Below are 11,956 nucleotides of genomic sequence, written 5' to 3' on the forward strand. Positions count from 1 at the left end.
CATCAATTCATCTTGCGCTTGGGCGCGAAGGGTAGCGGTGCAACGGGGATGCCATCCTCCAGCAAGGCCTTTGCCTCCTGCGCGTTGGCCTCGCCCCAGATTGGTTTCGCCGGATCGTCGCTGGCGGCGATGGCCCTGGCCTCTTCCGCAAACCGCCCGCCCACATATGTCGCCTCAGCCTCGACCTTCGCGCGCAGGGCGGCGATCTTTGCCTCCACCTCACTTGGGGACGGATCGGAGGGCGTAACCTCGGCCGGAACGCGAACCTTTGGCGCCATCAAAGCCTTACGAACATCCGTATCGCCGCAGACGACACAGGACACCATCCGCTGCGCCGCCAAGGTGTCAAACGCATCAGCGGATTTGAACCAGCTTTCAAAGTCATGTCCCTGACGACAGCGCAGCGCGTATTTGATCATGACCACCCCGTTCATCACCGTGTGCACCGCAAAATAAGGGGTTCGACGGCGGGCGCAATATGGCTTGAAGACGCGGGGCCGACAGCTAACTTTCAGGACATGAGAGCTTTCATGTTTTTGTGCCTATCGGCCCTACCCGCCTCAGCCTTTGAGTTCGACGCGTTGGAAGGGGGGACCCTCGACCTAACCGACCTCCGGGGCCAAGCGGTTCTGGTGGTGAACACCGCCTCGCTGTGTGGCTTCACGGATCAATACGCGGGCCTGCAAACCCTGCATGAGCGGTATGGTGACCGTGGCTTTACCGTCGTCGGCGTCCCATCGGATGACTTCCGGCAGGAATTGTCGGATGATGCCGCCGTGGCCGAGTTTTGTGAGGTGAACTATGGCCTTACCTTCCCCATGACGGCCATCACGCCCGTCACTGGGGACGACGCCCATCCCTTCTATGCCTGGCTGGCGGATCAGGGGGAGCGCCCGCGCTGGAACTTCAACAAAGCGCTTTTGGATCCCGAGGGGCAGCTTGTGACATTCGAGGGGTCCAGCACCCGGCCCCTGTCGCGCAAGATGATCAGCGCCATTGAAGGTGTCCTGCCGGAGTGACCCCCCTCCTCCTCGGATCGGAGATCTATCGCGGCTCGTCCTATGGCAAGTGGCACCCCCTGCGCGTGCCGCGCGTGTCCACTGTGCTGGATCTTGTCCGCGTCCTCGGGTGGCTTCCGCCGGAGCGGTTTCGCATCTCGCCACGGGCCAAGCCGGCGGCCCTCTCCGTCTGGCACACCCCGGAGTACTTGGCCGCGCTAGAAGAGGCTGAGGTCACCGGCGCCGTCGATGACACGACCCGCACGCGCCATGGGCTGGGCACCGTGTCCAACCCGGTCTTTCCAGAGATGTACCGTCGTCCCGCAACCGGCGCAGGTGGATCGCTGCTGGCCGGAGAGATCCTGTCTGGCGGTGGTGTCGTCCATAACCCAGGGGGCGGGACACACCACGGGATGCCGGATCGTGCCTCGGGGTTCTGCTATTTGAACGATGCGGTGCTTGGCATTCTCAGCCTCCGGCGGAACGGCGCGCAACGGATCGCCTATGTGGACATCGATGCGCACCACATGGACGGCGTGGAGTACGCCTTTGCCGATGACGCCGATACTCTGTTGATCTCAACCCACGAAGAGAAGCGTTGGCCTTTCACCGGTGCCTTGGATGACCAGGGTATCGGCCAGGTGTTTAACCTGCCCCTGCCCCGCGCGTGCAACGACAGCGAATTTGCCTTGGCCCGGGACCGGGTGATCCGTCCAGCCGTCGAAGCCTTCGCGCCCGATGCCATCGTGCTGCAATGTGGGGCGGACGCTGTCGAGGAGGACCCGCTGTCCCGCATGGCATTGTCGAACACGGCCCATTGGGCGGTGTTACGCGCCCTTTTACCCCTGGCGCCACGCGTTTTGATCCTCGGCGGCGGTGGCTACAACCCCTGGACGGTGGGCCGTCTTTGGGCCGGAAACTGGGCCATCGCATCCGGTCAGGACATCCCCGACCGTTTGACTCCAGAGGCCGAGGCGATCCTTCGAGCGATCCCGTTTGACGGCAATTCCCGGGGACGAAACCCGCCGGATCATCTGTTCACCACCTTGCGCGACACCCCGCGTCCAGGCCCCATCCGCCAGGACGTCATCGACCGGGTCGATCGCCTCGCCGCGCGCCTGGGCGCCATGCCCGCCCGCGCGGCGGGGTAGACCCCGCCGCCACGACCGCTGTCACAGATGGCGGCACTCCGGCACGGCGGTCTTGACCGTCCCGTCGACCAGCCACTGTTGCAGGTTCTCCACCACCAGATCGCCCATAGCTTGCCGCGTCTCATGGGTGCCAGAGGCCACGTGCGGCGTGAGAACCACGTTGTCCATGGACTTGAGCGCATCGGGCACCTTGGGCTCCGCCTCGAACACATCCAGACCCGCGCCCGCGATGGTGCCCGCCTCCAGCGCTGCGACCAGGGCCGCCTCATCGGCCACGGACCCGCGCGCCACATTGATGAAGATGCCATCGGGTCCCAGGGCGGACAAAACCTCCGCGTTCACCATATGCTGGGTGGAGGCACCGCCCGGCGTGATCGCAACCAACACCTCAACGGCCGCCGCACACTCCGCCGCCGTCGCGTGGTACGTGTAGGGGACGTCCTTTGGCGAGCGGGAGTGATAGTTAATATCCGCGTTGAAGGCCTTGCACCGCTCCGCAATGGTTTGCCCGATCCGGCCCAGGCCAAGGATGCCAACGCGCCGCTTCTGCACGGAACGGGTCAAGGGATAGTTCCCCTCCGCCTCCCAGGCGCCGCTCCGCACATGCCGGTCCGACGGGATCAACTGGCGCGACACGGCCAGCCACAGCATCACAAAGGTATCGGCCACCTCATCGTTTAGGACATCCGGCGTATGGGCAACTTTGATGCCCCGCGCGGCATAGACGTCGGCGTCAATGGCGTCGTAGCCAACCCCATAGGAGGACACGACCTTCAGGTTGGGCGTCGCCGCATCCACATCCTCAGGCACGCCATAGTGCCCGTTGGTGAGGATCGCGGGGTACGACGCCCCGTTGGCGGCCAAAAACCCCGCACGATCCCCTTGGTCGAACAGCACATCGATCTCAAACTGATCCGACAGGGCGTCGCGCATCCGGTCGGTGATATCCCCAATCTGGAGCAGCTTGGTCTTAGCCATCCGCGCGCACCACCTGTCGTTGGCTGCCCAGCTTCTCGATCGTCAAGTCCATCACGTCCCCCTCCTTGAGGTACACCGGGTCCGGCTTCATCCCCATACCGACACCCGGAGGCGTCCCGGTCGAAATCACATCGCCCGGGTGCAGGGTGAACATCTGGCTGAGGTGGCTGATGCACTGGGCCACGGTGAAGATCATCGTATTCGTGTTCCCAGTCTGCCTCCTGTTACCGTTAACATCAAGGTGCATTGCGAGGTTTTGTGGATCGCCCACCTCGTCGCGTGTCACGAGCCACGGCCCAGTCGGCCCAAAGGTGTCGCAGCTTTTGCCCTTGGTCCATTGCCCGGTCAGCTTGGTCTGAAAATGCCGCTCCGACACGTCGTTGCAGACGCAGTAGCCTGCGACGTAGTCCAACGCCTCCTCCTCCGAGACGTACTTGCAAGCCTTGCCGATCACGACGCCCAGTTCCACCTCCCAATCGGTGTGGGTGGATCCGCGCGGCATCACCACATCGTCGTTCGGCCCAACGATGGCCGAAGTCGCCTTCATGAACAGGATCGGATGCTCAGGGATGGCCGCACCCGTCTCCGCAGCGTGGTCGGAATAGTTCAGTCCGATGCACATGAACTTACCGATCTGGCCAACGCAGGGACCGAACCGCACCTCCCGATCCACCTTCGGCAAGGCCATGGGGTCCAATGTGCGCAGCATGTCGAGCGTTGTATCCGACAGCACGTGCCCAGCAATATCGTCAACCTGACCGCTAAGGTCGCGCAGGTCGCCGTTGTGATCGATCATGCCGGGCTTTTCGGCCCCGGCGTCGCCAAAGCGGACGAGTTTCATTGCCTGTTCTCTCCCATAAGGACGTTACGAATTGAGGTATCCCACCAAGAGCGAGATGAAAGCGCCGACATGGACGACCATGATCGCACGGTCGTTCCACATCACACCAACGGCAAACCAGAGCGCGATCCCAACGAAGAAGGCCCATAGGTTCCAAGGTGTGGCGCCTAGCCCGGTCAGACCGTAGCCGACCAGCTGAACGATGGTCGCCACCCATTTAACCACATCCGCCGTGCGACGGTCGAAGCGGCTAGTGGTTGTCACGGGGCAATCCTTTCCCAGCCACGTCCTGATACGCATCCGCCCCGCGCAGCGTCATCCCTTCGGACAGGGGGCCAACTCGGTCGCGGAAGATCTCTTGCCAGGGGGTCTGGCTTGCGGGTGTGAAGGGGTGCGGCGGCAGGGCGCGGCGGCGCTCGGCGAGTTCCTCGTCGGACACGAGCATATTCGCGGTGCCCTTGCCCAGATCGATCCGAAGTCGGTCACCGGTCTGCACCAGGGCAAGTCCACCGCCCGCCGCCGCCTCCGGCGAGGCGTTCAGGATTGACGGGCTGCCGGAGGTTCCAGACTGCCGCCCATCCCCAATACACGGCAGCGCATGGATACCTTTCTTCAGCAGATACGCAGGCGGACGCATGTTCACCACCTCCGCCGCACCGGGGTATCCGATGGGTCCGGCCCCGCGCATGATGAGAATGCAATTCTCATCAATTCCAATGCTTTCATCGTCGATCTTCACGTGAAAATCCTCGGGTCCGTCAAACACGATCGCCCTGCCCTCGAAGGCATCCGGATCGTCCGGGTTCGACAGGTAGCGGTCCCGGAACTCTTGCGAGATCACGCTAGTCTTCATGATCGCGCTCTCGAACAAGTTGCCCTTGAGGTTCAGGAAACCCGCCGCCTCCAACATGGGCGCGTCGATGGGCTTGATGACGTCCGGCAGGACGGAAGAAAGCCCGCCGCAGTTTTGCTCCATGGTCTTGCCATTGACCGTCATGGCACCCGGATGAGGCAGCATGCCGGCAGCGATCAATTGCCCGGTCACGGCGGGCACCCCGCCCGCATGGTAGTAATCCTCGCCCAGGTATTCGCCCGCAGGCTGCAGATTGGTCAGCAAGGGAACGCTATGGCCCAACGCCTGCCAATCGTCATTGTCCAGCGCCACACCCATGTGCCGCGCCACGCCGTTCAGGTGGATCGGCGCGTTGGTCGACCCCCCAATGGCGGAGTTTACGACGATGGCGTTCTCGAACGCCTCGCGGGTCATGATGTCCGACGGCTTCAGATCCTCGTGGACCATCTCCACGATGCGCTTGCCCGTCTCATAACTGATGTGTCCCCGCTGGCGGTAAGGCGCCGGGATCGCCGCCGATCCGGGCAGCTGCATCCCCAAGGCTTCGGCCAGGGAATTCATCGTCGTCGCCGTCCCCATGGTATTGCAGTAGCCAACCGACGGTGTGGACGAGGCGACAATATCCATGAACCCAGCGTCGTCGATTTCTCCGGCGGCATGCATCTCCCGCGCTTTCCAGACGATGGTGCCAGAGCCCGTGCGCTCTCCCTTGAACCAGCCGTTCAGCATTGGGCCGACCGAGAGGGCAATGGCCGGAATGTTGACCGTCGCCGCCGCCATCAGCAGCGCGGGCGTGGTCTTATCGCAGCCGATCATCAGCACGACACCGTCGAGCGGATAGCCGTAGAGCGTCTCTGTCAGACTCAGATAGGCAAGGTTGCGGTCAAGCGAGGCCGTGGGCCGCTTCCCCGTCTCCTGAATGGGATGAACGGGCACCTGCATGGGCACGCCCCCGGCGGCGATGATGCCGTCTCGCACACGCTTTTCTAGCTCCAGGTGGTGTCGGTTGCAGGGGCTCAGGTCACTGCCGGTCTGGGCGATGGCGATGATGGGCTTGTCGCCCTGCAACTCCTCCCGCGTGATGCCGTAGTTCAAATACCGCTCCAGATAAAGCGCGGTCATCTCGCGGTTTTCAGGGTTGTTGAACCACTTGCGGGAACGGAGGTCGGTCATCGGTCGGTCCTGTGTTTGGGGCGCCCAACAGCCGGGGCGGCAGAGGCGTCGAAACGGTCGTTGGGCAGCATCGGGTTCGCATCATCGGCGCAGGGGCGGGCTTTGCACGCACGGGCGGAGCCGTTCAGCACGCTTCGGCTTGCATAGGCCGGACAAAGGGTCGGGGCGTGAGCTTGGCCGAGAACCACTAGAGGCACGTGACCGGGGTCCACCCGAACCGGAGCGCTGTTCGTCATGGTGTCTCTCCCTCTGGCGCGCCAGACCTATTGGCCGGACCAGCCGCCATCGATGATATGGGGGTGCCCGGTGGTAAAGGCGCTCTCGTCCGAGGCCAGGTAGGTGGCCAACGCGGCGATCTCGGTCGCCTGCGCCACGCGCCCCATGGGTTGGCGGGCGACGAATTGGGCCATGGCTTCCTCCTGGCTGCCCAGCTGTTCACCCAACGCGCGCACGCGGTCGTGCCAGGATGGCGATTCGACCGTGCCGGGACAGATCGCGTTACAGCGGATCCCCTGCTTGATGTAATCCACGGCCACGGACTTCGTAATCCCGATCACAGCGGCCTTGGTGGCCCCATAGATGAACCGGTTCGGCGCCCCGATCACGGAGCCGAGTGCCGACGACATGTTGATGATCGACCCGCCGCCCCGCTCGACCATTCCAGGCAGCGCGGCGCGGATCGTGCGGTACATGGACCGGACGTTGAGGTCGAAGCCCATATCCCACTCATCGTCCGTGGCATCGAGGATAGTGCCATGGTGAACGAAGCCCGCACAGTTGAACAAAACATCCGGCTCGGCCCGCGCCACGCCTTCGGCCACCGAAGCATCGTCGCGAGCATCCAAGACGAAGGTTTCACAGGACAGACCTGCCAATAGGTCGCCGTTCACATCGGTCGCAAAGACCTTCGCGCCTTCCGCAATGTACATCTCAGCCGTGGCGCGCCCGATCCCCTGACCGGCGGCGGTGATGAGGGCGCGTTTGCCCTTGAGGCGGTCTGTCATGGCAACTCCTCGGTTGTGCAGGGGGCTAGTGGGTTTCTAATGTGAGCGCAAACATGGAGAGACCGATGACCAAACTCACCCTGCTCGGCACTGGATTGATGGGCGCGCCCATGGCCCGCAACCTGATCGCGGCGGGCCACGACGTGACCGTCTGGAACCGGTCCCTGGACAAGGCCCGCGCCATCGAGGGCGCGACCGTGGCCGAGACCCCAGCCGATGCTGTCGCGGGGGCGCCCCTCGTGATCTCCATGCTGTCGGACGGGCCGACCTCCGACCTGGTGCAAACCGCGGCGATGGAGGCCTTCGCCAAAGGGGCCATCTGGGTTGAGATGGGGTCGATCAAACCTGCCGAGGCCCGTGCCCATGCCGAACGCTTCGCCACGCGCGGCATTGGATACGTGGACGCGCCGGTGTCGGGCGGGACGAAGGGCGCCGAAACCGCGACCCTGGCCATCATGGCGGGTGGAGACGTTGCGGCCTTTGCAGCGGTCGAGGGCACGTTGCAGGCCCTGGGGCGCCCGGTCCACGTGGGCCCCGTGGGTGCCGGGCAATTGTCCAAACTGGCCAACCAAGCCATCGTCGCCTGCACCATCGGCGCGGTGGCGGAGGCCATGCTGCTGCTGGAGGCAGGCGGCGCTGACCCGGCGGCGGTGCGCGACGCGCTCAAAGGGGGGTTCGCCGACAGCACCATCCTGCAACAGCACGGTGCGCGCATGACCGAGCGGAACTTCGTCCCTGGCGGGCTGACGAAGTTTCAGATCAAAGACTTGGACAATGTGCTGGACGAAGCTGCGAACCTCTCGCTGACCCTGCCCGCTGTCCAAGCGGTCAACGACAGGTTCAAAGTGGTGCGCGACGAGATGGATGGCGGCGATTGGGATCACTCCGCCCTGTTCTTGGAACTGCGCGCGCGCAATAACCTGTGAGCAAGCCAGGACACCGCGCGGCGCGGCGCATGGCGCGCTGAGGTCGGTCGGCAGCTTCCCGGCCTGGCCAATGCACCAGGTCATCGGTCGAGGTGCCTCGACTGGTGCGCCCGGATGGCCGCGCGCAACGCCGGCTCATCCCCGGAAACGGCCGCATCCATGATGGCCTCATGCTCCACCACGATCCGCTCGAAGTAGCTTGGGACGCAGTTCGCCTCTAGCCCGACCATCTGCTGGCGAAATTGCATGTAGACATGCTCAAACGTCTCGATCAACGGCGGCAATTTACATTCTGAAATCAACGTCCTGTGGAAGGTCAGCTCCGCGTCCGACCAGATCCCCACGAAGGGCATCGTGTTCTCTGGCGCCCGCGCCAACTGACGCTCGATATGGACAAGCGAATGGTGGGCTGCGGACAACCGCGCCTCCCAGGCGAGCCCGCCATTGCGCATGGACAGAACCGCGCCTTCCTGTTCCAGCAGGACCCGAAACGCGGCGACCTGGGATCGCCGCTCCTGACTGACCGCGCGGGCGCGGAATCCGCGCTGGATCTCGAAATCCACCAGGCCGACCTTGGACAGTTGCAGCAACACATCGCGCACGGTGTTGGCCGACACGCCGTATTGGTCGTGCAGCAACGTCGGCATCAGCTTGGACCCCGGATCGAAGGCACCCGTCAGCAGCCGGTGTTGGAGGTCGGCGTAAATGCTCGGCGTGTCGATTCTTTCACGGCCTTCCGGCATGCGCTCTCCCCCTCAGAAATTTCAATATTCTGCAAAATAGCAATCTGTCTACCGATTTTCATTTTTTGTTTGCGCCATCGCGAATCCTCGTTAGGCTCCGATCACGCCCCTCAACGGGAGGCTCGGAGAACCGGGTTCGAGGGACCGTAACGATAAATGGGAGGACTATGATGAAGACCTTGACGATCGCGGCCATCGCCGCGGCGAGCACCGCCCTATGCAGCGTTGCAGCCTTGGCCGACGGCCATGCCACCACCACCCTTCGGATCCAGACACACTACGCCCCCGAGACGACGTCCGGCAAATTGCTGAGCGAGTTGTTCGACAACATTGAGTTGATGTCCAACGGCGAGATCCAGATCGAGGCCTTCTATTCCTCGTCCGTGGTCAAGTCGGTGGAAACCTTTGACGCGGCGGCCACCGGCATTCTGGACTGCGACGCCACCGGCGGCGGCTATCAGACCGGCAAGAACCCCGCGTTCCAGTTCGTGGGCGACATCATGGGCGGCTATGAGACCCCCGCGCAGCAGTTGTCGTGGCTGTACTACGGCGGCGGGCGCGAGGCCGCGCAGGAGCTGTATAACACTTACGGCATGGAGCTGATCGGTTGGATCGTCTACGGCCAGGAAAGCTTTGCCTCGACCCGCCCCATCGCGGGGATCGAAGATCTGAAGGATTGGAAATTCCGCTCGCCCCCCGGCATGGAAACGAAGATCTTTGAAAAGCTGGGCGCCTCGCCCATCGTGATGGACTTCACCGAGATCTTTACCGCGCTGGAAACCGGCATCATCGACGGGGCGGACGCCTCGGGCCTGGCCAATAATGTGGGCCTGGGTCTCTATGACATCGCGAAATTCGCCAACTTCCCGGGCTTCCACTCCATGCCGTCGGACCACCTGGCCTGCAACAAGGCAGTGTGGGACGCGATGCCGGAGCATCATAAGGCGATCATGCTCACCGCCGTGTCGGATACTGCGCTCAAGTCGGCCCTGATCTTCGAGAAGGAAAACGCCGAAGCCAAGGCCATGCTGGAAGAGCAAGGCGTGACGATCTCCGCATGGTCTGAGGAAGACTTGGCCGAGTTCCGCGCCGCAGCCCAGGCCACCTGGCCCGAGTTCGCGACCACGCCAGAGGCCGAGGCCCTGGTGGCGAGCCATGTCGCCTACCTGACCCAGCTGGGCATCGTGAAGCCCGAGTAATCGGTTCGACACTTCGCCTATCGACGCGGCCCGCCCTTGGGCCGCGTCATTCCCCATGGGGTTTCCGGTGATGCAGATCACACGCATACGCAGCCATGTGCTGCGCTGTGACATGCCCGAAACCCTGGGCTATTCGCAGCAATACTACACGCAACGCACCGCCCATCTGGTCGAGGTCGAAACCTCGGACGGCGTGATTGGCTGGGGCGAGTGTTTTGGCCCCGGCGCGGTGGCACGCGCCAACGCCCACATCGTCGAGGACGTCATTGCTCCGATGGTTTTGGGGATGGATGCACGCGATCGGGACGTGATTTGGCACAAGGTCTATAACCTTCTGCGAGATCATGGCCAGAAGGGCATGCCGCTCCAGGCCTTGTCCGGGGTGGACATCGCCCTTTGGGACATCGCGGGCCAAATCGCCGGCCTGTCTGTTAGCCGTCTGATCGGCGGTCGGTTCCGCGACCGCGTGCCCGTCTATGGCTACGGCATGATGCTACGCCCGGAACCCGCCGCCGATCTGGCCGCGCGCTTTGTGGATGAGGCCGCCGCGATCCGGGACGCGGGATTTCGCGCCACCAAGATGAAGGTGGGGATGGGCGTCCGCGACGATATCCTACTGGCCCAGGCGGTGCGAAAGGGCGTGGGCGACGACTTCGATTTCATGGTCGATGCCAACCACGCGTACGACGTCAACGATGCGCTAGAGGTCGGGCGCGCCTTGGATGACCTGGGCGCCTATTGGTTCGAGGAACCCGTCGCCCCCGAGGATCGCGCGGGCTATGCCACGCTGCGTGCCGCCCTGAAGACCCGCATTGCGGGCGGCGAGGCGGAGTTCACACGGTGGGGCTGGCGGGACCTGCTGGCATCTGGCGGCCTCTCCATCGCCCAGCCGGAGATCTGTGCCCTGGGTGGGATCAGCGAGTATCTGCGGGTCCTGGCGCTCTGCCATGCGCAGTTCACGCCCGTTGTAAACCACGTCTGGGGCAGCGCCATTGCCGTGGCCACCAACCTGCAACTGCTCGCCGCCATGCCGCCCCTGCCCGGCGGCCTGTTCCCGCGGGAGCCGCTGCTCGAATTCGACACAACCGAGAACCGGTTTCGCGACGAGATGCTGACCGACCCGCTCGATATCCAAGGCCAAGTCGCCGCCTCGGGCGGCACGGTGGCCATTCCCGACATGCCTGGCTTGGGGGTCGCGCCCGATCGCGACTTCCTCGCCCACTACCGCATCAACTGACAGGAGGACGCCATGGCGGAGGCCACAAACGATCAGGTGCAAATTGTCCCCGGACCGCTGCAAATCGCGATGCCAGTGGTGTTCACGATCTGCTTTGGCTGGGCCATGTGGCGGATGCCCGCCTTCCTGATGGTGTTTTCCGAACCGGGACCCACGGTGGATGCTCTGGCCCGCCGCTACGCCACCGCAGGGGTTTTGGATTGGGCCGCGCTGGCTGGTGTGTTCGTCTTCGCCGTCCTGGGCGTCATGACCGTGCGCCGCGCGCCCATGGAGTGGGAGGACTGGGGCGTCTTCGACCGCATCTCGGTCTTTATCGGGCGCATCACCATGCTGCTGATCGCGACACTGGTCTGTGTGATGGTCTATGAGGTTGTCCTGCGCTACGTCTTTGAAAAGCCGACGCTTTGGGCCAATGAGATGTCGCTTTGGATGGCGGGGTTCATCTTCATCCTGTCCGGCCTCTACGCCATGCAACAGCGCAGTCATATCCGTATCTTTCTGCTCTACGATATGCTGCCCAAGGCCTTGCAGCGAACCTGCGACGTCATTTCGACATCGCTGATCGTGACCTTCGCCTTCTTCCTGTTTTGGGGCGGCTACGGCGAAAGCCGGGACAAGTTCCTGCGGTGGGAGACGTTCGGCACGGCCTTCGACCCGCCCATTCCCGCGACGCTGAAGCCAATGGTGTTGATCGTGGTGACCCTTGTGGCCGTCCAGGCCGTGGCGAACCTGATCCGCGATTGGAACAAAGAGCCGGTGATCCATTCGGCGGCCGACGACATCGACCAGGACGAAATCGACCGCCTGCGCAAACAGGTCGGCGGGGAATAAGGCCGCAAAGGCCAGACAGAGG

At 63.6% G+C, this 11,956-nt stretch carries 14 protein-coding genes; 6 read left to right on the top strand and 8 right to left on the bottom strand.

All coding sequences use genetic code 11. The features are described 5' to 3' along the window. Positions 1-2: 2 nt before the first annotated feature. The gene (locus K5R33_RS13840) at positions 3-419 is read right to left on the bottom strand and encodes a DUF1178 family protein (protein ID WP_220749657.1); all 417 of its coding nucleotides are present in this window, start codon (positions 417-419) and stop codon (positions 3-5) included. Between the two features lie 111 nt (positions 420-530). Between K5R33_RS13840 and K5R33_RS13845 the strand changes: the two genes are divergently transcribed. Both K5R33_RS13845 and K5R33_RS13850 read left to right on the top strand, forming a co-directional pair. Continuing rightward, complete coding sequence (locus K5R33_RS13845) at positions 531-1,019, top strand: glutathione peroxidase (protein WP_308443240.1); 489 nt, start codon at positions 531-533, stop codon at positions 1,017-1,019. Beyond that, positions 1,016-2,149 (top strand): acetoin utilization protein AcuC, encoded by a 1,134-nt coding sequence (locus tag K5R33_RS13850; RefSeq protein WP_220749659.1) that lies wholly within the window; start codon positions 1,016-1,018, stop codon positions 2,147-2,149. The genes K5R33_RS13845 and K5R33_RS13850 overlap by 4 nt, the downstream gene beginning before the upstream one ends. A gap of 21 nt (positions 2,150-2,170) precedes the next feature. On the opposite strand, the gene K5R33_RS13855 is transcribed toward K5R33_RS13850, so the two are convergent. The 6 genes from K5R33_RS13855 to K5R33_RS13880 are packed head-to-tail and all read right to left on the bottom strand — an operon-like array spanning position 2,171 to position 6,998. Continuing rightward, positions 2,171-3,127 carry a 2-hydroxyacid dehydrogenase gene (locus K5R33_RS13855; protein WP_220749660.1) on the bottom strand — a complete coding sequence of 319 codons (957 nt, stop codon included), beginning with the start codon at positions 3,125-3,127 and terminating at the stop codon, positions 2,171-2,173. Continuing rightward, on the bottom strand, positions 3,120-3,968 hold the full coding sequence (locus K5R33_RS13860) for a fumarylacetoacetate hydrolase family protein (protein ID WP_220749661.1): 849 nt from the start codon (positions 3,966-3,968) through the stop codon (positions 3,120-3,122). Before K5R33_RS13860 ends, K5R33_RS13855 begins: the two co-directional genes overlap by 8 nt. Positions 3,969-3,992: 24 nt before the next feature. Then, positions 3,993-4,232, bottom strand: coding sequence for a DUF6552 family protein (locus K5R33_RS13865; protein ID WP_220749662.1), 240 nt, complete (start codon positions 4,230-4,232; stop codon positions 3,993-3,995). Continuing rightward, positions 4,219-5,994, bottom strand: coding sequence for an IlvD/Edd family dehydratase (locus K5R33_RS13870; RefSeq protein ID WP_220749663.1), 1,776 nt, complete (start codon positions 5,992-5,994; stop codon positions 4,219-4,221). The genes K5R33_RS13865 and K5R33_RS13870 overlap by 14 nt, the downstream gene beginning before the upstream one ends. Continuing rightward, a complete protein-coding gene (locus K5R33_RS13875; RefSeq protein WP_220749664.1) occupies positions 5,991-6,230 on the bottom strand; it encodes a hypothetical protein in 240 nt (79 codons plus the stop codon). Before K5R33_RS13875 ends, K5R33_RS13870 begins: the two co-directional genes overlap by 4 nt. Before the next feature lie 27 nt (positions 6,231-6,257). Beyond that, positions 6,258-6,998: an SDR family oxidoreductase gene (locus K5R33_RS13880; protein ID WP_220749665.1), complete on the bottom strand. Its 741-nt coding sequence runs from the start codon at positions 6,996-6,998 to the stop codon at positions 6,258-6,260. A 65-nt stretch (positions 6,999-7,063) separates the two neighbouring features. On the opposite strand from K5R33_RS13880, the gene K5R33_RS13885 reads away from it, so the two are divergent. Continuing rightward, entirely contained in the window at positions 7,064-7,924 is an 861-nt protein-coding gene (locus K5R33_RS13885) for an NAD(P)-dependent oxidoreductase (RefSeq protein WP_220749666.1), read from the top strand. Between the two features lie 80 nt (positions 7,925-8,004). Here K5R33_RS13885 and K5R33_RS13890 read toward each other — a convergent pair whose 3' ends face one another. Further along, a complete protein-coding gene (locus tag K5R33_RS13890; protein WP_220749667.1) occupies positions 8,005-8,667 on the bottom strand; it encodes a GntR family transcriptional regulator in 663 nt (220 codons plus the stop codon). Positions 8,668-8,837: 170 nt separating this feature from the next. Between K5R33_RS13890 and K5R33_RS13895 the strand changes: the two genes are divergently transcribed. The 3 genes from K5R33_RS13895 to K5R33_RS13905 all read left to right on the top strand — a co-directional run bounded on the left by K5R33_RS13895 (position 8,838) and on the right by K5R33_RS13905 (position 11,934). Then, positions 8,838-9,866 (top strand): TRAP transporter substrate-binding protein, encoded by a 1,029-nt coding sequence (locus K5R33_RS13895; RefSeq protein WP_220749668.1) that lies wholly within the window; start codon positions 8,838-8,840, stop codon positions 9,864-9,866. Between the two features lie 70 nt (positions 9,867-9,936). Then, positions 9,937-11,103: a mandelate racemase/muconate lactonizing enzyme family protein gene (locus K5R33_RS13900; protein WP_220749669.1), complete on the top strand. Its 1,167-nt coding sequence runs from the start codon at positions 9,937-9,939 to the stop codon at positions 11,101-11,103. Positions 11,104-11,115: 12 nt separating this feature from the next. After that, positions 11,116-11,934 carry a TRAP transporter small permease subunit gene (locus K5R33_RS13905; RefSeq protein WP_255576424.1) on the top strand — a complete coding sequence of 273 codons (819 nt, stop codon included), beginning with the start codon at positions 11,116-11,118 and terminating at the stop codon, positions 11,932-11,934. Positions 11,935-11,956: the final 22 nt, after the last annotated feature.

Origin of the sequence: Jannaschia pagri (assembly GCF_019655435.1) — a bacterium.
GTDB classification, from domain to species: Bacteria; Pseudomonadota; Alphaproteobacteria; order Rhodobacterales; family Rhodobacteraceae; genus Jannaschia; species Jannaschia pagri.

Bases quoted from the DNA above. Each gene is read 5' to 3' on its own strand.
- K5R33_RS13840 (WP_220749657.1), bottom strand. From the start codon at position 419: ATGATCAAATACGCGCTGCGCTGTCGTCAGGGACATGACTTTGAAAGC.
- K5R33_RS13845 (WP_308443240.1), top strand. From the start codon at position 531: ATGTTTTTGTGCCTATCGGCCCTACCCGCCTCAGCCTTTGAGTTCGAC.
- K5R33_RS13855 (WP_220749660.1), bottom strand. From the start codon at position 3,127: ATGGCTAAGACCAAGCTGCTCCAGATTGGGGATATCACCGACCGGATG.
- K5R33_RS13860 (WP_220749661.1), bottom strand. From the start codon at position 3,968: ATGAAACTCGTCCGCTTTGGCGACGCCGGGGCCGAAAAGCCCGGCATG.
- K5R33_RS13870 (WP_220749663.1), bottom strand. From the start codon at position 5,994: ATGACCGACCTCCGTTCCCGCAAGTGGTTCAACAACCCTGAAAACCGC.
- K5R33_RS13875 (WP_220749664.1), bottom strand. From the start codon at position 6,230: ATGACGAACAGCGCTCCGGTTCGGGTGGACCCCGGTCACGTGCCTCTA.
- K5R33_RS13880 (WP_220749665.1), bottom strand. From the start codon at position 6,998: ATGACAGACCGCCTCAAGGGCAAACGCGCCCTCATCACCGCCGCCGGT.
- K5R33_RS13885 (WP_220749666.1), top strand. From the start codon at position 7,064: ATGACCAAACTCACCCTGCTCGGCACTGGATTGATGGGCGCGCCCATG.
- K5R33_RS13890 (WP_220749667.1), bottom strand. From the start codon at position 8,667: ATGCCGGAAGGCCGTGAAAGAATCGACACGCCGAGCATTTACGCCGAC.
- K5R33_RS13895 (WP_220749668.1), top strand. From the start codon at position 8,838: ATGAAGACCTTGACGATCGCGGCCATCGCCGCGGCGAGCACCGCCCTA.
- K5R33_RS13900 (WP_220749669.1), top strand. From the start codon at position 9,937: ATGCAGATCACACGCATACGCAGCCATGTGCTGCGCTGTGACATGCCC.
- K5R33_RS13905 (WP_255576424.1), top strand. From the start codon at position 11,116: ATGGCGGAGGCCACAAACGATCAGGTGCAAATTGTCCCCGGACCGCTG.